At 42.5% G+C, this 23,897-nt stretch carries 21 protein-coding genes and 1 pseudogene; 1 reads left to right on the top strand and 21 read right to left on the bottom strand.

Annotated elements, in window-relative coordinates:
* Positions 1–51: 51 nt before the first annotated feature.
* The 21 genes and pseudogenes from ACOYVE_RS04695 to pduL form a co-directional block, all read right to left on the bottom strand.
* On the bottom strand, positions 52–2,169 hold the full coding sequence (locus ACOYVE_RS04695) for a TIM-barrel domain-containing protein (RefSeq protein ID WP_014854767.1): 2,118 nt from the start codon (positions 2,167–2,169) through the stop codon (positions 52–54).
* A gap of 53 nt (positions 2,170–2,222) precedes the next feature.
* Entirely contained in the window at positions 2,223–2,684 is a 462-nt protein-coding gene (locus ACOYVE_RS04690; RefSeq protein WP_226991018.1) for a T9SS type A sorting domain-containing protein, read from the bottom strand.
* 807 nt (positions 2,685–3,491) lie between these two features.
* Positions 3,492–5,264: pseudogene (locus tag ACOYVE_RS04685) on the bottom strand (rhamnogalacturonan lyase); the annotation flags it as partial.
* Positions 5,265–5,544: 280 nt separating this feature from the next.
* Positions 5,545–7,269, bottom strand: a complete 1,725-nt coding sequence (locus tag ACOYVE_RS04680; protein WP_014854769.1) for a T9SS type A sorting domain-containing protein — start codon at positions 7,267–7,269, stop codon at positions 5,545–5,547.
* Between the two features lie 119 nt (positions 7,270–7,388).
* A complete protein-coding gene (locus ACOYVE_RS04675) occupies positions 7,389–10,349 on the bottom strand; it encodes a TonB-dependent receptor (protein WP_014854770.1) in 2,961 nt (986 codons plus the stop codon).
* A 53-nt stretch (positions 10,350–10,402) separates the two neighbouring features.
* Positions 10,403–11,884, bottom strand: coding sequence for a rhamnulokinase (locus ACOYVE_RS04670; protein ID WP_014854771.1), 1,482 nt, complete (start codon positions 11,882–11,884; stop codon positions 10,403–10,405).
* 220 nt (positions 11,885–12,104) lie between these two features.
* Positions 12,105–13,115 carry a LacI family DNA-binding transcriptional regulator gene (locus ACOYVE_RS04665; RefSeq protein ID WP_014854772.1) on the bottom strand — a complete coding sequence of 337 codons (1,011 nt, stop codon included), beginning with the start codon at positions 13,113–13,115 and terminating at the stop codon, positions 12,105–12,107.
* Positions 13,116–13,440: 325 nt separating this feature from the next.
* A complete protein-coding gene (locus tag ACOYVE_RS04660; RefSeq protein ID WP_014854773.1) occupies positions 13,441–15,663 on the bottom strand; it encodes an LUD domain-containing protein in 2,223 nt (740 codons plus the stop codon).
* The gene (locus ACOYVE_RS04655) at positions 15,660–16,193 is read right to left on the bottom strand and encodes an LUD domain-containing protein (RefSeq protein WP_051015841.1); all 534 of its coding nucleotides are present in this window, start codon (positions 16,191–16,193) and stop codon (positions 15,660–15,662) included. Before ACOYVE_RS04655 ends, ACOYVE_RS04660 begins: the two co-directional genes overlap by 4 nt.
* A gap of 31 nt (positions 16,194–16,224) precedes the next feature.
* On the bottom strand, positions 16,225–17,403 hold the full coding sequence (locus ACOYVE_RS04650) for an acetate/propionate family kinase (protein WP_014854775.1): 1,179 nt from the start codon (positions 17,401–17,403) through the stop codon (positions 16,225–16,227).
* A 6-nt stretch (positions 17,404–17,409) separates the two neighbouring features.
* Positions 17,410–18,198: a class II aldolase/adducin family protein gene (locus tag ACOYVE_RS04645; protein ID WP_014854776.1), complete on the bottom strand. Its 789-nt coding sequence runs from the start codon at positions 18,196–18,198 to the stop codon at positions 17,410–17,412.
* Between the two features lie 88 nt (positions 18,199–18,286).
* Complete coding sequence (locus tag ACOYVE_RS04640) at positions 18,287–18,568, bottom strand: EutN/CcmL family microcompartment protein (protein WP_014854777.1); 282 nt, start codon at positions 18,566–18,568, stop codon at positions 18,287–18,289.
* On the bottom strand, positions 18,568–18,831 hold the full coding sequence (locus tag ACOYVE_RS04635) for a EutN/CcmL family microcompartment protein (RefSeq protein ID WP_041355653.1): 264 nt from the start codon (positions 18,829–18,831) through the stop codon (positions 18,568–18,570). Before ACOYVE_RS04635 ends, ACOYVE_RS04640 begins: the two co-directional genes overlap by 1 nt.
* The gene (locus ACOYVE_RS04630; RefSeq protein ID WP_014854779.1) at positions 18,828–19,115 is read right to left on the bottom strand and encodes a EutN/CcmL family microcompartment protein; all 288 of its coding nucleotides are present in this window, start codon (positions 19,113–19,115) and stop codon (positions 18,828–18,830) included. Before ACOYVE_RS04630 ends, ACOYVE_RS04635 begins: the two co-directional genes overlap by 4 nt.
* Positions 19,112–19,396, bottom strand: coding sequence for a BMC domain-containing protein (locus tag ACOYVE_RS04625; protein ID WP_041355655.1), 285 nt, complete (start codon positions 19,394–19,396; stop codon positions 19,112–19,114). Before ACOYVE_RS04625 ends, ACOYVE_RS04630 begins: the two co-directional genes overlap by 4 nt.
* A 24-nt stretch (positions 19,397–19,420) precedes the next feature.
* Positions 19,421–20,836, bottom strand: a complete 1,416-nt coding sequence (locus tag ACOYVE_RS04620; RefSeq protein WP_014854781.1) for an aldehyde dehydrogenase family protein — start codon at positions 20,834–20,836, stop codon at positions 19,421–19,423.
* A gap of 23 nt (positions 20,837–20,859) precedes the next feature.
* A complete protein-coding gene (locus ACOYVE_RS04615) occupies positions 20,860–21,153 on the bottom strand; it encodes a BMC domain-containing protein (RefSeq protein ID WP_014854782.1) in 294 nt (97 codons plus the stop codon).
* A 9-nt stretch (positions 21,154–21,162) separates the two neighbouring features.
* A complete protein-coding gene (locus ACOYVE_RS04610; RefSeq protein ID WP_014854783.1) occupies positions 21,163–21,444 on the bottom strand; it encodes a BMC domain-containing protein in 282 nt (93 codons plus the stop codon).
* An 11-nt stretch (positions 21,445–21,455) separates the two neighbouring features.
* Positions 21,456–21,752, bottom strand: coding sequence for a hypothetical protein (locus ACOYVE_RS04605; RefSeq protein ID WP_014854784.1), 297 nt, complete (start codon positions 21,750–21,752; stop codon positions 21,456–21,458).
* The gene (locus tag ACOYVE_RS04600) at positions 21,749–22,048 is read right to left on the bottom strand and encodes a EutN/CcmL family microcompartment protein (protein ID WP_014854785.1); all 300 of its coding nucleotides are present in this window, start codon (positions 22,046–22,048) and stop codon (positions 21,749–21,751) included. The genes ACOYVE_RS04605 and ACOYVE_RS04600 overlap by 4 nt, the downstream gene beginning before the upstream one ends.
* A 2-nt stretch (positions 22,049–22,050) precedes the next feature.
* Positions 22,051–22,761 (bottom strand): phosphate propanoyltransferase, encoded by a 711-nt coding sequence (gene pduL, locus ACOYVE_RS04595; RefSeq protein WP_014854786.1) that lies wholly within the window; start codon positions 22,759–22,761, stop codon positions 22,051–22,053.
* 220 nt (positions 22,762–22,981) lie between these two features.
* On the opposite strand from pduL, the gene ACOYVE_RS04590 reads away from it, so the two are divergent.
* Complete coding sequence (locus ACOYVE_RS04590) at positions 22,982–23,890, top strand: patatin-like phospholipase family protein (protein ID WP_157867274.1); 909 nt, start codon at positions 22,982–22,984, stop codon at positions 23,888–23,890.
* Positions 23,891–23,897: the final 7 nt, after the last annotated feature.

Below are 23,897 nucleotides of genomic sequence, written 5' to 3'. Positions count from 1 at the left end.
TAAAACGGATAAAATCTTAATATGAAGAAAAAGCGAATAACGGGGTTATACCTATTTTAGCTGCCAATTTTCTTTCGTTTCAAGTTCCTTTAGATCATATTTAATCTTCGTTCTTTCGACCGACTCTTTATATAACCCGTTCAAGTCGGGTAATGTCAATCGAGCGCCTTTTCGTACGAAGAAAGGCGTTTTATAATCGGGCGTTTCGACTTCTACGTATTGACCGCCTTCGTATTCTTTTTTATCCCATTGGTCGATCCAGATTTCGCCTTTTGGCAAATATATTTTCTTTTTTGTTTTGCCCTCTTCCCAAACCACAGATACGAGGATGTCGTTACCGAACTTATATGTAGTCCAATCTTTCCAGCTTTCCTTCTGCTCGGGATATTCGAGAAACAGAGGTCTAATGATGGGCATCCCCGTTTCACTGGCAATCTTAGCGTGATCATAGATATAATCAACCAGATGCATTCTCAATTTTGTATAGAACCTCCAGACAGCGAGCAGTTCGTGGTCAAAAGACGGTTCGTAATTCATATCCCAAAAAACGCGGTTGTTTGTCGGTCCCACTTCCATGATAGGAGAAAAGCATGCAAAACCGAGCCAGCGCTTGGTAGTTTCCCGATTAATATTTTTCGGATAGCCGCCGGCGTCCGAACCCCATACGGGATACCCCATTACCGCGCATCTCTGAGCCCCGATTATGACCGACCTGAGTCCTTCGGGAGGATTGCCCGTATCGCCCGCCCACATTCCGCCGTACCGTGCGCTGCCTGTATATTGGGCTCGCGGGAATAGAATAAAATCGTTACCCAAAATCGGGCGCACAGCGTCGAATGTAGCTTTTACATATTGTCGCGGATAATCGTTATAATTTTCTCTGTAGCTTGTGCCTATTGAAGTAAATAGATTTAATGAATCCAGAAGTTTTTCGCCGTCGGCTCTGTCGAGTTTGAAACCTTTAACGCCGATTTTAGCCAATTTAGCCGGACCGTTTTCGCCCCACCATTTACACGCTTCTTCGTTCGTAAAATCGATTAACGCCTGTCTGGCATTTCTCCATATGTTGCTTTCCAACTCATAACCTCTGGCGGCGGCAGTATCCGCCATTTTGCCCATAACAAACGGACCGATCCAGAGCATTGTCTTTATGTTTTTCGAATCGAGCCATTTAATCATTTTCTCGAAATTCGGCAGTCTGTTGTAATCGATTTCGTAATCGTCAAAACCTCTTACACCCGGTCCCCATGGTCTGTCGATCCAATAAGCAGTGCATGGAATATCGTAAGCCGCCATTAATAAAATTTCTTCGGTTATCTGAGAATTATAAGGAGAATTTACTTTTGTGCCGTCGTAATACTTATCGTTGTTAAAATGTTCATCGCGCCAGCGCCAGGGCCCGAATGCCCATTTGGGAGGCGCGAACGACGGACCGGTTTCAAGAGCATGTCTTTTCACAAGTTCCGCCGGCGATTCGTCCATCATCAACGAAAAAGAAAATTGAGGACCTTCGAAAGATATTTGAACCATGTCTTCGTATTCTTTACAAAAATCGATAACGCCCGGCCAAGTTCCTTTTACAAAGAGGGCATAATTGCCGGAAGAAATATAAAACGGAGCGTAAGCCGAAACGGTCGGTTTCGGCTTCACATCAATTCTCTGTCCCCGTAAATTCAATCCTTCTTTAATGCCTTTAGCCCACGATTTATCCTGGGGCCCGTCTACCACTCTTTCAAAGATGCCCGTAAAGTATTCTTCCGGTTCTGCTTTTGTGTTGATTATCCAGGCGGATGGTTTGACATTTTCGTCCGCCAGTTTGAAATTAAACAGAATTTCCTTGTCGGATTCTTTAGTATCTAAAATTACCCTACCGTAATCGCCCTTCCATATATACGTATATTCATTTTCGGAATTCTTTTTTATTTCGGGAGATCCTTTGAGCCAATTAATTTTTCCTTCTGTTATGAAACCAACGGAGCCCAATGTATCCGCGGAAGTTATCAATATATCATTACCATATCTGTTTTCAATCTCAAACTTAGTATACGATTCGCCGTTATTTAGAAACATCAGCTTTTGCGGATTACTGCAAGCTGTAAAACCGATAAAAAACAGTAACGCCAATGAATTAACTAATGAAGTCATACTTTTTTTAGCGTTGGTATTCATATAGAAGCCTTCTTTTTCTTTTATCTCAAAAAAACTTTAAAAAAGTTAAAAATTTATCTCAGCAGAATCATCTTTTTTGTAGAAATAAAATTGCCTGCCAACAATTGATAAAAGTAGATACCGCTTGGTAAATTATCCGCATTGAATTCAATCCTGTAATTACCGGGCTCTTTCTGTTCATTAACCAGAGTTGCAACCCGGCGTCCCAATGCGTCATAAACACGCAGCATTACATGTATTCCAGAGGCGCCGGATTTCACGGTCGCAGGTATTGTATAAGTGATAACCGTAGAAGGATTAAAAGGATTCGGATAATTCTGGTAGAGCAAAAATTCTGCCGGTAATTCCGATACCGTTTCGACGGATGTAAGAGGAGTCGATTTAATAATTATTTCATCAAGATTTCCAAAGTCGGAACCGGTGGCAGAGAAACGAATTGTATTGTCATACCCTGAATTCAAATTAACCTCGACGCTATCCGTCACATAATTGGTCCAATCTCCCGTGCCTTTCATAGTGAGATTAGTTGCCTGGCCGTTAACGATCAGACTTCCCGTTCTGTCTGTATTTCCCAATGCATAACGGAATAACAGGGCTCGGGGTCCGCCGCCGAAACCCGGCATATTTGTAAATTCAACGGCGCTGTTACTTGCGTCAAAATTCGTGAATGCAGCCCCGTGATACCCCAAATGATTATTTTCCACAAAGACGCTTCCAATCAAATTAGCGTCCTCGGATTGAAACACAAAAGAATCCGCCGGCGTAATTTGTATTATATCCGTATGAAAAGATTCGGCGTTATTGGTATCGGTAACCGTTAAAGTGTAGTAATAAGTTTTTCCTTTGATTAAATTTTTATCCACATACGATGTAAAATTCTTATCAAGCTTGAATTTTACCGGATCAGACATATCGATAGATTCCGACCTGTAAATATTAACATGGGAGATTAAATCAATATCGTCATACTTCCAGAGCAGCAAACAAGAATTATTATCGTATCGATACGACACTCCGGCAGGAGCGTCCGGCCTTAACGTGGGCGTTACTGTAATAATGTCGGATAAATCGGATTTGTTGCCGTCCGTGTCGTACGCTCTCAAAGCATAATAATAAGTTGTATCGTATGTAACATTTGTGTCGAGATATGATGTAACATTGCCCACGTCAAGCGAATCTAAAAAATCATGAGGCGATTTGCCTTTGTAAAGAATATAGCCGGCAAGATCGGCTTCCACGTTCGAATCCCATTCTATCAACACCGTATCACCCAACGAAACGCCTCGCAAATTCATCGGTTTGGACGGCGGTTTTAATCTGTCTGGAATAAGCATACTCTTACCGACAAAAAAACTTGTGTGAGGCGGTTGGTTATAACCGACGTTCTGCCAGGCAATTGCCAGACGGTATTGCCTGTCGTGCATTAAAGTAACAAGTCTGTAATCGGTTTTAATATTTGTCGTATAAATTCTTAACGAATTATTGTCGCTCGTACGCCATATAACTTCCTCGCGCCAATCTCCGAATAAATCGGCTTGCAAAGAAGGAGTGGCTTTTGAGCCGTTGTTCGACGAGCATCCGTTTGCCAAAAGCAAAACCGGATTATTACTGCCGTTGTATTTACGGATATTATTATTATCGAGGAGTTCGCGCTCGAGGTCGCCATCCCACCAGACAACAAAGTTGGAAGACGGAGGATTCGGTCCTACTTTAAGATTTGTAGCGCTTCTCAATCCGTCGGTTCCTCCCCAGCATTCCATCCCCTCATACGAGTCGTCCAGATTCGCGGATACGCCTCTTCCGACATCAGCCGGTCCTGTGCCCCAGATTATCTCGCCCGTTTTACCGTCGAGTAATGCGGAGCCGACTTGCGCATTTTCGTGAATTCCCCAGACTTCCAATCCTGGTCGATTCGGATCGATATCGGAAACGTGCAAAGCGTCGCCGTGACCCAGCCTTGAATTCCACAGACCTGTTCCATCGTCGTCGACAGCCATGGCGCCGTATACGATTTCGTCTTTACCGTCGCCGTCCAGATCGGCTACGCTCAAATTATGATTGCCTTGCCCGGCATAAGCCGGATATCCGTTATTAGTATCGAAAATCCAGCGGGAAGTTAATTGTCCGTCCCGCCAGTCCCAGGCAGCCAGAACGGTGCGCGTATAATAACCGCGGCACATTACAACGCTCGGACGTTCGCCGTCCAGATAAGCCACGCATGCCAAAAATCGATCGACTCTGTTGCCGTATGAATCTCCCCATAAACTGACGTTGCCTCTCGGCGGCAGATAATCCGTCGTTGCCAGAGCCTTGCCTGTCATACCGTCAAAAATCGTAAAGTATTCCGGACCCGACAAAATATAACCGCTTGAATTTCTGTAGTCTGCGTTCGGATCTCCAATGACATTGCCTTCTCCGTCGATAGCGCCGTCGGCTGTTTTGCAAGCCAATTCAGCCCGTCCGTCGCCGTCGAGGTCATAAACCATAAATTGCGTATAATGAGCGCCCGCACGAATGTTCCTTCCCAAATCAATTCGCCAGAGCAGCGTTCCGTCCAATTCGATACCGTCCAGATATACATTCCCCGTATAACCGCTTTGCGAATTATCCTTTGAATTTGACGGATCCCATTTCAATACAATTTCATATTGTCCGTCTCCGTCCAGATCGGCTACGCTTGCGTCGTTGGGACTGTACGTATAATCAACTCCGTCCGGAGTTCTTCCGCCCTGAGGGCGTTGGAGCGGAATTGTTTTATAAAGATTTTCCCACGGCGTAACTTCTTCAGAAGCGTTTAATTCGGTTCCATCTATTACAGAAACAATCTTATACTTATCGTTCAAAGTTCCCGTCGAATCCACAAAATTCGTTGACGATTCTACGGGTATATCGTTAATTTTTATGTCCCCTCTGTAGACATTAAACTTTATGCTATCCGGGTCGTCGGCAAGTAATCGCCACCCGATATAAATCCCCCCGTTTTCAGCCGGAACGGCTACGACTCCCCTATCCAGATTTTCGTGTTGAAAAGATTGTCCGATAATGTTAATCGACGCGCCTGTCAGAACAATATTAACATATAAGATGACCCTCATTAAAAATTTCATTTACATTCTCCCGCTAACTTTTTACAAATTGATACATCCGATTTGCTTACAGAATTAGTTGAGTAATGATACTGGAAAACTCAAGAAGATTAGCTTTTCCAAAATAAGTAGTAATATCGTTAGTTAATATTTAGAAGATTCACAGCTATGATGTTGAAAGATTTTTTTCAATTGAGTTTATAAGTATTCACCCGGTTTTAATATAATTAGTGGTCAATCCGAAATTAGATTGACCACTAATCCAATAAGTAAAAGAAAACGAGCTACATTATTTCAGAAGCATCATTTTCTTGGAGGCAACAAAGTTTTTGCCGTTTACGCCTTTAGCGGCAATAGTATAGATATAAATACCGCTGCTAAGATTGGAGGCGTTGAAATGGAGTGAATGGTTACCGGCCGAAAGCGCTTTTTCGGTCATTTCGAATACTTTTTGACCCAATACATTGTAAACGGTCATGGTAACAACGGATTGTTCCGGAAGACCAAAGCGAATAGTAGTCGTGGGATTGAAAGGATTAGGATAGTTATTGCCAAGATAATAATCGTTGGGGACATTATTATCGTACTGTTCAACCGAGACAAGATTATCCTTCGTTATAAAAGCGGAAAGACTGTCGCCGGGAATATAAACATATTTAGCGTTAGTCATCGAGTCTCTCAAAGCTGCAAGATATTGATCGCGGTTTGCAAGGTAGATGGCTTTTTTATCCGGGAACCAGTTCAAGTCTCCAAGCGGAAGTCCGTCAGTGCCGCCAGTAAGCAAAGTATCGTTTTGATAACTCAAGTCGAATTTCGGAGGCCAATTCAGTATAGGTTGTCCGTCGGCGTCATAATCCACAACCAATTCCACTCGCCAGTCTGGCCAAGTACTCTCTTTCAGCCAATAGTATTTGTCCCAGGCTAACATGCCTTCGAGATTGCTTGTGTTATTAACGAACATAGGATCAAACTGCCAATAATTTTTTCCGACTGTAAAGTTATCGTCTTCTGTTATTGTAGTATCTACGCCTTTAGGCCACAAGTAACACATGATAACTTTATCGGAATCGTTTTCAAAATTAGGATTAATTACGCTATCCCAAAATTCGGGGAAAGCCGGGTCGAGATAGAAAGCGTTCATACCCTGATAGAGTGAAATGGAATCGAGTTTTTCAGCTATTTCATAATGATGATCCCACGTTGTAAAAGGAGCTTCATAGTGGTTTGTTCTCAATGTGCGTCCTCTGTAGCTCCAATTGTAATAGATGTTGTTTGCCTGCAGAGCTTCGTACCAGTGTAATTCGTGTCCGTTCACCTGCATATTGAGATAAGTGTTGTGAACTTCAATTTCTTTGGATGTGAAGAAATTGCCGCCGTTTCCAAACAACCGTCCGGAATTGATAGATGTGTTATTTTCAAAAATAAAGTTTTCAACGCCCGCGTCGATACGCAGCAGCATACCGTTGAACGGCGAACTGGCTTTACGAACCATATTGATAAAAAGACAGTTTGTAACGCTGATAGTATCGGCATAAGCCTGATTTCTCAGAGTAAACCATTTGATTTCGCCAAAAGCGCAATTGTCATAAATTATCTTATGTCCGCCCTGATTGACAATGAAAGCGCCTACAAGTTCACCGTTGGAAAGATTTCCGTCAACAATTACATTTTTAATAGTAACGCTTCCCCCCGCTTTAATATGGATCATATCCCTTGCGGAACCGTCAGCGGCGGGAATTTGCAGGAAGACAGGCGGCGCGGTTTGATTTTTGATCCAGGTATTATCCGGTCCTAATATGACGAGGTCAAAATCGACATCCAGAGTGCCGTCGAAAGCATAGATTTGACCGCTCTCCGCCAAATAGACTGTTTTTGCAGGATCGTGAGATCCGTCGGCGAGAGTATCTGCTGCAATTTGCACATTTACGAACTGATTCGGGTCCAGTACCGTTTGAGCAGACAGATACGAAACAAATACAAAAAAGACCATAAAAGGTAAGACTAACCTTTTCATAGATTCCTCCTAGTTTTATTATGGATTAAATTAATGGGGAATATTGGTAGTGTTTTTAATTGAGCGGTTAAAAAAATTATCACCTCCTTGGTACCTGCTAATAAAAATCATATTATTGGTCAGAATGAGTATCGGACGCCCAGGTCTGCGGTTGTACCGTAATATTCTACACCGGACAGTTTTTCAAGAACGCTTACAAATTGGCGGTCCGGTCTGTTTGTAATGTTATTAATATTCAGATATACTTGCAGACCTTTGAGCCATGGTAATTTCTGATATGCCGTAAAGTCCCATCTTGAATAAGGAGCGGTATACGAGTCAAGTTCCTGATAAACGGTGTGCGCGCTTCTTAAAACGTTGTCTGTGTACTGGAATGATAATCTTGCCGAAAAATCTCCTATATCATAACCGATTGTTAAGTTCAATATATCATTCGGCTGATTTATTAATCTTCCGGAGCGAGTTGTATCTATATAAGTATACTTTTTAAAGATGCCGCTTCCGATTGCGACGCTTTTGAAGTAAGGATAACGCGTTTCGGAGTTGATGTGGGTATAATTAATATTCAGTACGAGCCCTTTTAAGAACGAAGGCAGGAACCAGAAATGCGTTTGCCAATCGAGCTCGATTCCGCGTACGTACGATTTTTCTTCAAGATTTGTCCAGGTGTAAACAGTAGTTCTCTGATTCGGAGTCAGAGGATATCTGTAATTGATTTTCGAAGCGTCTTTGGTAAAATAAGTAATCGGCACGATTAAATTCTCTATTTCTTTATAAAATAACCCGGCCGTAAAGAGTCCGATATAATTATCATAAACGGAAACATATACGTCATAATTTTGAGTAATGGCGGTTTTGAGGTAAGGATTACCCATACGCAAAACAGGGTCGCCGTAAGTGTCGATAAAGAGATAAGGAGAAACGGCTCTGTAGTCTGGATAAATTATACTTTTTGTGCTTGCCAAACGGATATCGAGCCAATTGGCCGGTTTTATGCGAAGTAATATCTGAGGAAACCAGTTATCGTCTTTTGTGGAATCCCAATGCACTTCTTTATAATCATAATAGTATTCCCCCGGGGTAGTCAAGCGACCAAATACATAGGTCGAATCGGCAGTGTAATCGAAGCCAAATTTTTCGTATCTCAATCCCGGCGTCAAAGTAATAAATTTCCCGATTTTCATTTCTGTCATAAGATAAAAAGCGTAAAAATTCCTCGTATAATTATAATCGTACTGAGTAGATCCGAGCGGGTCGGGCAAATAGTAACCGTATTCTTTTGCAATGTCGGCTAAACGATGCATTTTCCAGATCGATACTTTATTGTAGAATACATTGCTGCCGATCCCTTCTTCGCCGGACAGGAAATCGCCGATATCGTAATCCGGATCGGCAAACAGCGAAGCCTTGAGACCGTTATCTTCTTTTGTAATGCCAAGGTCAGTCCACGCTACGTCACGCAGCAAAGTATTGAAATCCAATGCAAGACCGCCGCGATCGACATCAATATACCAAGCCGTTTCATCATTTTTACGAGTGTTTCTTTCGTACTTTCCGCCTAATTTCAGATCGCCGGAAATATAACTGAAAAAGTTATACGGAATTTTCACGTTAAAGATTGCAGACTGAGCTGTTTCGTCGATATCACGTTTAAGAGTATTCACGTTATTTACAATTTTATCCTGTCCCAGAACCTGTAAGTGATTCAGCAAAACGCTGGGCGAAACCTGATTTTCTTTGCCGGCAATAACGGAATCGGGAACCCATCCCTGAACGCCGCCGGATCTTGTCCTCATATCGAGCGTTAAATCGCCCGGGTGACGCTGAGTCGTAATGGAATTCGAAATGGAGAAATCCATATTTACATTATAGAATTCAAACTCGCCTTGCAATGCGTTGCTTATTACCGTATTTGTAAATTCTCTGTCTGTGGCATAACCTCTCCAATCGTACGACGTTGTAAAATAGTTTCTTTGTTGTATTTGATGTTCTTTCAGACTTCCGATAAAATTATTTAACAACAATGTTCCGTTCGAAAACTGATAATCGAATACCAAACTGCCGCCGTATCTTTTTCTGTCTCTAACGTCGTCATAGATATTGACGTCGTTAAGCAATGTAGGAATAAGTCCTTCGTTTGTTATCGATTCGACATTTGTGGTATAAGAAGCGCTTAAGCGGTCTGAATTCCTGTTATAATTGTCGATATAAACAGAGAGCTGAATACCCAGTTTATTATCGAATACCCGATTGCTTACGAGAGCCGCCAGGCGATAATTTCCGTAAGGATTATCATTTGCAAGCGACGCGTATCCTCCCTGCGCCGAGAAATTAGTATGCAATCCTTCGCGGGCTTTACTGATTCTAAGATTCACGGTGCCGCCGACGGCGTCGGCGTCCATATCGGCCGTGAGCACTTTTGTAACTTCAATGCCCGAGAGAATATTGGGCGCGATCATATTTAAGTCGACGCTGCGGTTTTCACGGTCTGTCGATTGAAGTCGCACGCCGTTTACCATCATAACGTTGTATTGAGGCGACAAGCCGCGGATTGTAACCTTTTGACCTTCGCCGCCGCTGCGAATCAGCGATATACCGGGCAAACGAGCTACCGATTCTGCGGCATTGACATCCGGGATGTCTTTGATGCGATCGGAAGAAACAATGTTCTTAATAGTATTTGCAGATAACTGCTGGTTAATCGCCTCCATCTGCCCTTCCGCCTGAGCGGTAATTACAACTTCGCCAGTTTCAAGAGCTACGTATTCGAGCTCAACATCCACCTCAATAGTCTTACCTGCAACTACTGTTACCGGAATTCTCTCGTCCTTGTAACCGAGATATTTAACAACCATGGTATAATTTCCGGGCGGTATGCTTCTGATGTAATATTCGCCTTCAAACGAAGCGGCTGCTCCGATACTCGTGCCTTCCAATAATACATTCGCGCCGGGCAGAACTTCTCCTGTCTCTTTATCCAGAACTTTGCCTCGTATTCTACCCGAGCCTTGAGCCTGAATAAAACCCGCCACAAACAAAATCAGTATCATGCACTTGAGCATTATCTTACTTACTTTCATAACTTAACTCCCTTTTTATTAGAGAATTATTAATTATATACTTAATTGATTTTTCATCTCAGAATTTTATTATATCGTCCTGTATTTTCGTCAAAATAATTTTTATTCTTCGGTAAATAAGTTTTCAAATCACAGGAATTGCCTACGATTTTTCTCCACTCATTAAGATTCTCAACAATTCCTTTGGAGATTGCCTGGACGCCAATATTGCCCAGCACGGCTCCTTCGACGGGTCCCGCAACAACTTCGCATCCCGTAGCGTCTGCGGTTAACTGGGTAAGCAGTTCGTTCTGAATACCACCGCCCACAACGTGAAGGCGTTCTATTTTTTTCCCGACGACCGATTCGATTTTTCTCAACGTATCCCGATAACTATACGCAAGGCTTTCGATAATAACCCTTATAACGAATCCCATATCATTATCATGCTTTTGTCCGGTCTCTTTTAAGAAAGCAATTATTTTTTCGGGCATATTGCCTGCTTTTAAAAATCTCGCATCCGAAAGGTCGACCCAAGCGCCCGAGGCGCCGTATTTTTCCGCTTTGTCGGTTAACTCTGCATATGCAAATTCCTTCTCTTCTTTTTCATCCCAGTAACGTTTGCATTCCTGGATAGGCCAAAGTCCCAGTATATTTTTCAGAAATCTAATCGTATTATTAAAGCCGCCTTCGTTTGTAAAATTATTACCGAGAGCTTCTTCGCTTAAAACCGGTCGATCGAGTTCTACTCCCATTAAAGACCATGTGCCGGAACTTAAGTAAGCCCAGTTGCCTCCCTGCGCGGGAACGCCTACGACGGCTGAAGCGGTATCGTGACAAGCAGTGGCAATGACCGATATGTCCGGATCCAATTGAGTTAATCGAGCCGTCGATGATGAGATTGGTCCCAACACTTTTCCGGGTTCGATGAGTTCGGGGAAAATACTCTTCTTAAATCCCAGTGCTTCCGTAATTTCCCAGCTCCAATTTCTCGTAGAAGGATTCACAAGTCCGGAAGTGGACGCAATAGTATATTCCGACACTTTTCTCCCGGTGAGCAAAAAGTTCAGGAAATCAGGTATCATTAGAATTTTATCGGCGACATTCAAAAGGTTGGTTTTTCTTTTCTGTTCGGACAATAATTGATAAATGGTGTTAATTTGAACGAATTGTATGCCTGTCGATTTATAAATTTTTTCTTTGGGTATAATCTTGAATGTCTCTTCCATCATATTATCCGTACGATCGTCCCTGTAATGATAGGGATATCCGAGGAGCCTGTTCTCGGAATCAAGCAACACATAATCCACGCCCCAGGTATCGATGCCGATTCCGTCGAAATGATTCCCGAATTCTTTCTTTGCCCTTTTCAGTCCTTCGATAATTTCTTCGTAGATTACCAAAATATCCCAATGAAATCCGTAATCGTATTTTATTGACGGAGTTCTAAAGCGATGCGTTTCGTAGAGAGATACTTTTTGATTGTTCAGCAGACCCACCATACACCTGCCGCTTTCGGCTCCCAGGTCGAATGCTATAAATTTTTTTTCATCCATAATTAACCCGTGATTATGATTTGTTTAATGATTGATATACTCTGGTTGTGTACAAGAAGAGGAGCGGTTAAAAATTTATAGAGTAAAAGGGGAATTAATCTATCGCTGTAAGAACAAAATGAATTTATATTGTAATCTATTATCTGTCTTCTGATAAACCGCAGGAGATGAGAAAGGGGGAAGAGAATAATCTCAAGAGATAACGCCCTGTCATTATAACTTATCTTTTGAGGATACTGTATTCTACAGTTACGTCTTCGTAATCGTTATAGCTTTTTCTGTTTTCGAGCATATCGATAAGAATATCGGTAGCCGTTTTTCCGATAACATACGGATTTTGCTGAACGGAATAATAAGGGACGCCCAATCGGGAAACAATCGTATTGTCGCCGAATTCTCCCAGGAGTATATCCTCCGGGATTGAAAGATTTTTATCCAAGATCGCTTTGCCCGCTCCGTAAGTAATCAAACCGCCGATACTGATCACTCCGTCGATTTTAATCCCCGTATTCAGGAGAGCAGTCATTTTATTATAACTGTCTTCAACGCTTCGGAATGTTTGAAGCACGAGATCTGGATTGAAATCGATGCCGTTATCCTCGAGGGCTTTTTTGTAACCCTGGAATCTGTCTTCGCAAACGGGTATTAGTGTATTCGGTCCGAGGAACAATATGTTTCTGCGTCCTTCTTTTATCATATCGGTGGTAAGTTCGTAAGCGGCGTCGACATCGTTTATTTTAACTGTGGTAAAGGGCAGTTCATGCACTTTACGATCCCAGCAAACAATTCGAATACCTTCTTCGTCCATTTTTTTATAAAGTTCCAGATTTTCGTCGCCGCCTACGGCGTTCAACAAAATACCGTCGACGCCTATGTCGGAAAGGAATTCGATTTTTTTTCTTTCTTTGACGGCATCCTCGTCGTGAACCATTAAAATGCATTCGTAGCCCTCGTTGCCCGACTCTTCATACATGCCCCGTACGGCTTCGGAAAAGAATGAAATTCTGAGATCGGGAATTAGAACGCCCAGAATTTTACTTCTGTTGGTAATAAGCGAGCGGGCCAGAATATTGGGGCGATAGCCCATTTCTTTGCATTTTTCTTTAACTAAAGTTTTAGTTTCGACAGAGATATCGCTCGAATCTCTCAAAGCTTTCGATACTGTTGCCGGAGTAAGAGAGAGTTCCAGCGCAATATCTTTTAATGTGACTTTTTTCTTTTTATAACTCACTGAAATTGCCCATAAGTTGTATTAGTATGGATAATATTACCATTTTAACGTCTAAAATTCAAGCAGAGGATTATGGATGCCCGGGCACAGCTCCGCCACGTAAGTCCCATATATTGAATGATTTATGCAGAAGAGGAAGAATAAAGCCGATATCAGAAAAGGTTTTCGAAAACCTTTAAGTAATTTAACCCTAAAAATGAGCCGATTCAGCTCACCCTGTATTTACTTAAACGTTTTCGATGCCGCTATGAAAATATTAAGATTATTTTCTTATGTCAAGTTAATTTTTCAGTAGATTACCTTTTTTCTGTTATACCGGCTCCTTCTACTCCTTTTCGAGTATTAATTTATTCAAATAATCCGCAGGATGATATATTCTTTCTTTCCTTTCGGAAAATCCTTTTAATTGTTCTCTGCACGACGTTCCGCTCGCCAAAATTACAATTCCGTCAGAGCTTCCTAATTTATTTTTTACCTGATCCAACAAGCTGAGTCCCAGCGACTTGCTGATTTTATAGTAATGCTTTTTATAACCGAAGCTGCCCGCCATTCCGCAACATTCCTGCGTCGAGATTACGACGTCTATCCCGAGCCGTTTATATAATTCGGGCGCTTCGTTTCCAAGCCCTATTGATTTCAATTGGCAATGACCGTGATAAAAAATTCTTTCGTCAGTGAATTTTATATTCCTTTTTATATGATTAATGTCAATCTTCCCTTCTTCGATCTTCCTATTAAGATATTCGAATAAATCGTAACATCTATCTTTTACGGCGGAAAACAGTTTGTCTTCTTTAATCAGTTTCCCGTAATCATTTCGGAACATTGTAAGCACGCTCGGTTCCACTACGATAACATCGTATCCATCGTCAATCAAGTTTTTCAAATAAGAGGCGGTTTGAGCCGCTTTTTTCTCCGCATATTGAATCATACCCTGCGATAAAGCAGCTCTGCCGTCGTCATATACTTCGCTTACTTCAGCGTCAAATCCAAACTTCTCAAGTAATTCCACGGCGTTCATACCCACGGCGGGATTATTATAGTTAGTAAAGACGTCCGCGAATACAATTACTTTTTGCATCTCCTTATCGGATTTCTCCCGAAGAGGAACATGGGCTTTTCTTTTCTTATATAATTCAACAAAAGTTTCTACCGAGAATTCGGGAATTTCCCTCTCCTTTTCGACGCCAAAAAAATTATCCAGTATAATTTTTACTGGATTCAATTTCATTAAAAAATTTACCGACGAAGGAAATTTAGAGGCAAACTTTGCCATCGCTCCGAAATAGCCGAAGAACATTTTCTGAATTGAGGGAGATTCTAATTTCGATAGTCTGTTTTTTATAACCGTATTTAAGCGCGGGATATCGATCCTGACGGGACAATTCGGAACGCAGCGCGAACATCCGGTGCACAATTCCGCAAAACGTCCTTCCTCCAATTTACCGGTTGTACCGACGGCCCAACTGGCTCCAATACCTCCGGTATAACATTCGCCTCCGAATGCATGACCGCCGACGGTCTGGAAATTCGCGCATACATTCATGCACGCGCTGCATCTGATGCAATAGAGCGCTTCTTTCAATTCGGGATCGTCTCTCATTGCCATTCGTCCGTCGTCTATCAATACCAGGAAGAATTTTCTTTCTTTATCCGATCTTTTGTTTAGATTCAGAGTCGGGGCTTTCAGTGGCGGTTCGAGTATGTTTGTATAAGAAGTCAACACCTGCCCCGTAGCGCTGGCAGCCAGTAATTCGATAAAAATCCCGAAATCTTTTCTGTTGGGAATTATTTTTTCGATTCCCGCAATCGCGATATGGATTGCAGGCAGGTGCGTCGTCAGTCGAATGTTCCCTTCGCTTTCGACCAAAAGGATCGTCCCTTCTTCGGCGGAAATCAAATTTGCCCCCGTAATTCCGACATCCGCCGCAAGAAATTTTTCTCTTAAAGTTTTGCTGGCAAAGGCGGTCAATTCTTCTCCGGTTTCCAGTGGGTCTGAAGTATTGATATTCTCTTTGAAGAGTTTCGAGATGCTTTCCCTGCTGCGATGAATGGCCGGTGCGACTATATGCGAAGGTTGTTCTTTGGACAATTGCAATATGAATTCAGCCAGGTCGGTTTCAACGACTTCGATATTTTCCGCTTCCAAAGTTGCGTTCAGTTTAATTTCTTCGGAAGTAATCGATTTCGATTTAACGGCTAATTTAACCGAATTGGACAAACAAATTTCTTTAATAAAATTTACGGCTTCTTTTTTGTCTTTTGCATAGAAAACCGAACCGCCCCGGGCTTCGATTGTTTCGGTCAGTTTATCTACCAGAAACGGCAGATTCCTGATCGAATTTTCTTTGATTTCCCGCGCTTTATCTTTTAATTCTTCGTAATCATCAATTTGACTTATTGCTTTGTAGCGGTTGTTATTAAAAGTTTGCGTGTTGTGCCGAACGGATTCCGTTTCGAAAGCAAGCGCGTAGTCGATGGCTTTAAATAAATTAACTTTATTCGCTTTACTCGCAAAATCTCTCGGATGAACCGATTTACTGTTCATAATCCTTCCGTTACGATTATATGCAATTTGCCCGGACCGTGAACGCCTCGCACAAGCGGACCCATGTCCGCCGTGGCGCTCGGTCCCGTTATAATCGAATAACTTCCTTGCAGAAATATATTTTCTTCGTCAAAAAGTTCGCGCGGTCTGCTTACGATTTTATTTCCGTCCAGGATTACGATGTGATTTCTTACAAGCATTGAGATATAACTCGTTAGGTCGTCGGATATCGGAACAATAACGGAACCGGCGGAAGCAATGCCGCATACAGCTGGCGTAATTCCCGTTTTAGCGTTTCTCAGTTTCCCCTTGTCGAAATTCTTTAAATATTTTGCATCGTCGAATATTTGTTCGAAAAAACTCCGTTCTATTATTCCGGGATTCGAAACCAATATTTCGTTTTCGCCTTCGGTAATTTTTTGCAATGCCGTTTTTATTGAAGAAGGGTCGCCTGCAACCGAGATAACATTTGCGCAGGCAGCCTTCGCTTTACCGATAAATTCTTTCAACAATTCTTCTTTGGACTTCATCAAATTTTTTTTAATAAACCGACTTTATTGTTTACGAATTATGCTTATTCAGAAATTCCTTGACTTCGGACGCAACGATGAACTCTTCGTTAGTAGGAATAATTGCAAGTTTAACAGGCGAGGCGTCGTTCGATATCAATCCTTCTTTCGGATTCGATTCGTTTTTACGGTCGTCGAGAATCACGCCGAGATTTTCCATATTTTCCGCGATCTTTTTTCTCAACAAAACGCTGTTTTGCCCTCCTCCGGCGGTAAATACAATACAATCGGCGCCGTTTAGAATTGCCAGATACTCGCCGATATACCTCTTTACATTATAGACAAAAGTATCGAAAGCGAGTTTCGCACGGTAATTGCCTTTCCCCATTTCCGACTCGATATCTCTCAGGTCGCCCGATTTAATGCCTGAGATGCCGTAGAGCCCGCCTTTGGTCATCAATATTTCGATTGCATCGTCGATAGAAAGACTTTCTTTTTGCATAAGATAAAGGAGCGCATACGAATCTAGGTCGCCAACGCGTTTGGCGTTAATCAGTCCGCACTGAGGACTCATGCCCATAGAAGTATCGACCGATACGCCGTTCTTAATAGCGCATACAGAAGAACTGCCGCCGAGATGGCATGAAATAACTTTGTTGCAATCGAACAGTTCTTTTGCGCGCATAGCAATATAACGGTGCGACGCGCCGTGGAATCCGTATTTTCTTATACCGTGCTTTTCGTAATATTCATACGGTATTCCGTACATGTAGGCTTCCGGAGGAATATTTTTATGAAAGTGAGTTTCGAACAATCCGACCAGAGGAACCGTATCGAGTAAATCCTTGAAAATCGATATTGCAGTCAAATATACGTCGGTATGAACCGGAGCCAGAGGGCGATACTCTTTCATGGCTGCTATGACTTCTTCGGTCAGTTCCACGCAGCCGGAAATTCCTTTTGCATGAACGGTTTTAAAACCGACAGCGGAAATTTCATCCGCAGAATATTTTTCGTTAAGCGCTTTTAAGGTCATATTGACCGCTGTCAAATAATCTTTAATTTCAAGATTATTCGTTATTTCTTTTTCTTCCTTGAAAGCATATCTGAAAATAGCGTCCTTTTGACCTATCTTTTCGACTACCGCCTGGAATAAAATATCCATATTGCCGGCGTCGTATAGTTTGCACTTGTATGAAGTGCTTCCCGGATTAGCAATTAATATTTTCATTGCGTTTTATTTTGTTAGTTTACTTTTTAAGTTAGTCAGCACCTGTTCAACAATATCCTGTATCATACTTTCATTTAATTTTTGAGGTTGAGGATCTTTATTCTGAGCGGCAGAATTTGCGTCCGTACTGCAGACGGTAACTCTACCGGGCAGATTGAATTTTTCCCTCAAACCGAGCAGACGGTCGCGTTCCTCGGGCGACAAGACATTCAGGTTGCCCAATTGAATGGCTTTCCAGACAATGCTGGCAGTATGTTCGAGAGTTTCCATTTTGTAATAAGCATTGAATAGATCGCTGCCAAGCGTAAGCGCGCCGTGATTTTCGAGCAGAATTGCATCCGAATTTTTTATATAGGGACGGATATTGTCGGGAATTTCGGACGTAGAAGGCAGACCGTAAGGAGCAATCGGCACAGCTCCGATTACAATTATTGCTTCGGGCAATACGCATTTGTCAAGCGGTATGCCTGCAACTGCAAAACTGGTAGCATACGGTGGATGCGCATGAACTACGGATTTTACATCCGGACGTTCCCTATAAACTTCAAGATGCATTTTCAACTCGCTCGAAGGACGGTATTTTGAATTTTTCGTGATTACGTTGCCCTGCCTGTCGCATTTGATTATCATGTCGGTCGTCATGAAACCTTTACTGACGCCGGTGGGAGTTGTCAAAACCTCGTCGTCGTTTAATAAGACGGTTATGTTGCCGTCGTTTGCCGCTACGTATCCCCGCGTCCAAATTCTTTTTCCGACCTCCACAATGTGTTTTCGCAGTTCCCATTCGTTATACATGGCTTATTCCTTTATTTTTAGTATTATTTTCCTTTTATGAAAGTACAAAAAATATCAATATGTTTACGGGAAAATGCAACCAATTCTTTTATAATTCGTTCTCGTTATAATCAATTTTATCTACGATGGCAATAATTAGCGTTCTAATAGGCGCCAGATCGAGTCCGAAAATCGATTGAGCCACGCCGGGAGCGCCGCCGCAGACAACGATATCGCCCAACCCCGCTCCGATATAGTCGAGCGCGACGTGTTCAGTTTCCAGCGCTCTGCCGTCCGGCAGAACGGGTTTTACTACATAAACTTTTTTACCGTTATAAGCCTCGTGCTTTACCACGGATACGACTCTTTTTGTAACTTTTGCCAGATACATTACGCCACGCTGTCGACTAATTTAACAATACTCGCGTTTACCGGCGCAAAGCCGGAATCAAAAGCCTGGGTTGCGTCGGTGCTCGTAACATAGACCACCAGATCGCCTTCTGCCGCAATGTTTTTCGGGTCGGCAACCACAAGCGGATTTCCTACCGGATTGGATTCGGATGAAACCGGCTGAACTACATATAGATGGCAGCCTTCCAATTCTTTCACTTTTTTAGAAGCCCAGGTTTTGCCGATAACGATTCCCAATTTCATTTCTGCGCCGTAATCTTTTTTGTAATCTGAACGTCGTCAATAATTGCAACGATTACCGCATCGATGGGAGAATCTTTAGTGGTTTCGGTCATACGGGCAGACGAACCGTACGTTAAAAGAACAAAATCGCCCTCTCCCGCCTGAACGGCGTCAATAGCCACATGATATGAACCCATCGGTTTCCCCTCATGGTTTACTTCCTTACATAGAAGCATTTTCTTACCCGTTAATTTAGGGTCTTTATGAGTTGAAACCACGCTCCCTATGACTTTGGCAAATATCATTTAGATTTTCGATTAAATGATTCGTCCAACTCGTCTACCGGACGCGGTATAACCAATTGAGAAATAACCTCTCCAATTCGTGAAGCGGCGTCTGTTGCCGCATCAATAGCGGCGCGCACAGCGGCTACATCTCCTTCGATTACAAAGGAAACATATCCGCTCCCGACCTGCCGCCACTCGACGACGTCTACGTTTGCCGCTTTTACAGCCGTATCCGCGCCGAGCACCAAAGGCGCAAATCCTTTTGTCTCTAAAATACCGATAGCGTTTTTAATTGCCATTTTATTCTCCTTCAATTAAAAATTTTATACAAATCTGAATGATTTATGAGTCATAATACGTCGTTTTCTTACAAAATGAATAGGAGTACAAATTCCCTCTCCCGTCGGAGTAGCAATCGTATGGGAAAAGTATCCTTCTCCGAGATCGCCGCCGTTACCCCTTAAAGTTCCGCCGTTAATTACATGCACGTCGCAGTCCAACACTCTGGTAAATATTGTAACGCGTTCAAGGTCTCTGGAAAAAATACTTGCAGTGTGTTTAAAACCGTGTTCGGCTTTTAGCGCCGCCTGCAAACCTTCTTCGAAATTTTTTACACGTACGACAGGTATGCAACAGGTCATCTGTTCGGCAACCACCCACGGATGATTCTTTTCCACTTCGCCGAACAATAACGGCACGTCACCTTGCAGATTAAGCCCGAGCGCTTTGCCCAATACCGCAGCGCTTTTTCCGGCAAAATCTCTTTTTATCAGCCAGTGTTTACCCGACAATTCCAGCGCTTTTTCTGCCAGGCGGTTCATCTCTTCGGTCGACAGTCGATAATTACCGGCTCTTTCCATTTCAGCCATAAAACGTTCGAATACGCTGTCGACAACGAAAATTTCCTTTTCGGCAATACAGAGAATATTATTGTCGAAACTTGCGCTCATTGTAATTTCCTGCGCTGCAAGTTCAAGGTCGGCTGTTTCGTCAACCAGAACGGGAGGATTGCCCGGTCCGGCGGCGATAACTTTTTTGGGATACTCAAGAGCCATTTTAACTACCTGAGGACCGCCGGTTACAGACAATAGTTCAACCTTGTCATGCCCGAACAGAGTCCTGGCAGTTTCAAGCGTCGGTTCGGCAACGCAGGTTACGAGATTCTTCGGAGCGCCGGCTTCGTACATATATTTATTTGCCAACTGAATTACTTTTGCGCTTACCTTTTTAGCCGAAGGATGAGGGTTAAAAACAATCGTATTTCCGCCGGCTAATTGAATAATAATATTGTTAATTATTGTCGGGCCCGGATGCGTGCTCGGCGAAATGTTTCCTATAACTCCGAACGGGGCGTATTCGTCGACTGCCAATCCGTTCCTGCCCGACCAGGCTTCCGGCTGCAAATATTCCACTCCGGGGCTATGATTTGCCGCATTGACGTATTTTGATATTTTATGGTCGACTCGACCCATCCCTGTTTCTTCAACGGTCATTTGCGCCAATTCTTCTTTATTTTCGAGAGCCATTTTTCGAACCGCGTCGATAAATTTTTTGCGGCATTGAATACTTCTGTCCTTAAATTGCAAGAAAGCTTCGTGAGCCGCTTCGACCGCGTCGTTCATCTCCGTAAAAACGCCCCAATCGCCTTTTGCGCCGGATGAGCCGGCAATCGTTTGCGACATTACCTTTTCAACTACCCGTTCAACAATTTTTCGAATTTCATTTTCGTTCAAATCCACTTGATTCCCCGTTTAAATTTTTTTTACTGTTTCTTTAAATTTAGCGGTTCAATCGGAAACTTACCCGAAATTTTATCCGAAGGGCGAGGTATAATAACCTCCGACAAAACATTTCCGATATTCGAAGCGGCCTGAACGCCCGCGTCGACGGCGGCTTTAACCGCCGCTACGTCGCCTCTAATAATAATGCTTACTCTTCCGCCGCCAACTTTGACCCATTGCGCCAATCTTATATTAGCGGATTTAACGGCTGCATCGGCAGCTTGAATTGCGGCTGTAAAACCCAAAGTTTCTATGATGCCCAATGCTTCCAGCATGTTACGCTCCTATTTGTTTAACATTAATAATTCGAATACTTCCTCGTGAGCCGAGGGTATGATGTTTGTGCAGACCAGTTCGCCTACTCTAGCAGCCGCTTCCGCTCCGGCTTCAACCGAAGAACGGACGGCGCCTACTTCGCCTCTTACCAATGCGGTAACATATCCGCCGCCGATTTCTACTCGCTTTACAAATTCTACATTTGCCGTTTTGAGCATGGCGTCGATTGCGTTGACCGCTCCCGTATTACCTCTGGTTTCAATAAAACCGAGAGCTACTCCTTTTGCCATTTTTACTCCTATCAGATTTGTTTATAAATTATTTTTATTCTTTTTTTATTAATAAATTCCTTGGCGCCCGGAGTAATAACCGTTCCCTTGGGAATGACTATTCGGGAAAAATTATTACCCGCTTGCGTCAGCATATTTTCAGTAAGCACGGGAGTTTTGAATTCTCTCATATCAATTTCGTATGAATCGTTTTTGTTTTCATTGTCCTTATTATCTACAAATGTAATTTCATATCCTCTCTTATCGAGTTCGTTTATAACCTCCGTAACTATCAGTTCGATTAATTTTTTAATATTAATACCGCTCAAGATCGACTATTTTTTTTGTAAATAATTTTATTTCCGTGCGACACCGAATCGACAATTCCGATAATAGTATTATCGGTTGCCGCGTCTTTTGTCTGTTCGGTCAATCTTGCCGAAGAAGACGAGCAGAGCAGAACAATATCGCCCTCGCCGGCGTTAACCGTATCGACGCAGGCGGAAGTGTGAGAAGTTCTCTCCAGATTTTCATTAAGATAATTAACAACCAGAATTTTCAATCCTTTCAATTTGCCCGCTTTTTTGGTTGAAACCACGCTCCCTATGACCAATCCGAATTTCATATTTACATTTTTCCCAGATACTCGGCATAAACTTCGCCTTTTATAAACGCCGCATTGGCGTCGTCTGTATCGAGGTGCATTTGAAGCCGCCAGTTGTCATTTATTCTAATCAACACATTTTCAAAAATCGTACTTTTGATTCCCGCTATTCTAACTTTACAGTAATCGCCGTTTTTTACGCCCAATACGAGCGCGTCCCCGGAAGTCATGTGGATATGTCGATTGGCAATAATTGCGCCTCTTTCGAGAAAGACCGAGGATTTGGGTCCAACAAGGGTGATAGGAGCGGCGGTATCGAGCGAGCCCGAATTTGTAACCGGCGGATTCAAACCCAGATAGATAGAATCGGTAAGCGATATTTCAACCTGGTCGTATTTTCTTAAGGGTCCGAGAATTCTTACTTTTTCGATTGCTCTCAATTTAGAGCCTACGATTGTCAGTGTATGCTTCGAAGCAAATTCTCCCGGTTGGTAAAGCGGGCGCATTTCTTCGAATTTTGCATCCTGCCCAAATAGTTTTTTGAAGGTTTTTTCGGTAAGATGTATATGTCTGTTCGATACTCCTACGGGGATAAGAGGATATGAACTTTTGAACAGGGCGCTGTATTTATCTTCAATCGAGCGGGAAATTTCATCTGCCAGAGCGGCAATGAAATCTTTTTGCTCGCCGCCGTAGTTTTCACCTACGATGGTTTTAATGTCGAAACCAGCCAAAACGACCCTCCCCTTAATCATCATTAAATTTCAAAAGTGGACAGGAAATAAGTAAGAGAAACCAACGAAAAGGTTTTCGAAAACCTTTAAGCAAAAGTAAGATATCTATTTTGTTTTGTCAAGTAAAGAAAGCATAATTTTTCAGAAAGTAATAATAAAATCCGATATAATCCGTCATAAATTTGTAAATTATATTTTCTCTTTTTTAATTACGGGTAAAATGGACAAAAGACATAACAAAACCGGTCTTGCTCTGGGAACTGGAGCAGCCCGAGGACTAACGCATATCGGTGTGCTCAAAGCAATCGAAGAATACGGCATCAAAATAGATTATATATCGGGCAGCAGCATCGGAGCATTAATTGGCGGCGCTTATGCAATGGGACTGAGCGCCAAAGAAATTGAAGAGATTGCATTAAAAACCAACTGGAAGCTGATGGCAAAAATTTTTACCCCCACCCTTTCACTGTCTTCGCTTGTCAACTCCGATTATTTGGATGAATTCCTGAGCACGATTTTCGGCGGTAAGAATTTTAATGATCTTCGAATACCCTTTTCTGCAATTGCCACCGACATTTTAACGGGAAAGATGGTAGCGCTCGACAAAGGCGATTTGACAACGGCAATACGAGCAAGTATTTCGCTACCGATAATATTTTCCCCGGTTACATACGGCAAATATAAATTACTCGACGGCGGACTCGTAAATCCTACGCCCGTCGATATAGTTAGAAAACATAATGTCGATACAGTAATAGCCGTCAATCTGCGAAGATTCGAAACTTACGGCATAAATCAAATACCCGAATCCGACAATAAACGAATGTCCGACAGCGAACTTAAAAAATTGTCGCTCAACGAAAAAATTCAGTACTTTATTAAAAATCCTCTCCACTATATCAACAACCGCAATGAAACTCCCGACCCTAAATTTTGGGAAGTGCTTTATCAAATGTTCATAATAGTTCAGGTACAGATCAGCGAACTTACAATGCAGATAGCCAAACCGGATATTTTGATTGAACCCGATACGGGCAAATACAAGCTCCTCGAGTTCAACAAAGCCGAAGAATTAATTGAAATAGGCTACAGGACAGCCAAAAGCAAATTGAAACAGCTCAAAAATTAACGGCTAT

The organism is Melioribacter sp. (genome assembly GCF_049325435.1).
GTDB classification, from domain to species: domain Bacteria; phylum Bacteroidota; class Ignavibacteria; order Ignavibacteriales; family Melioribacteraceae; genus Melioribacter; species Melioribacter roseus.
The sequence above is the reverse complement of the archived record's forward strand: the minus strand, read 5'-3'. Positions and strand labels throughout refer to the sequence as shown.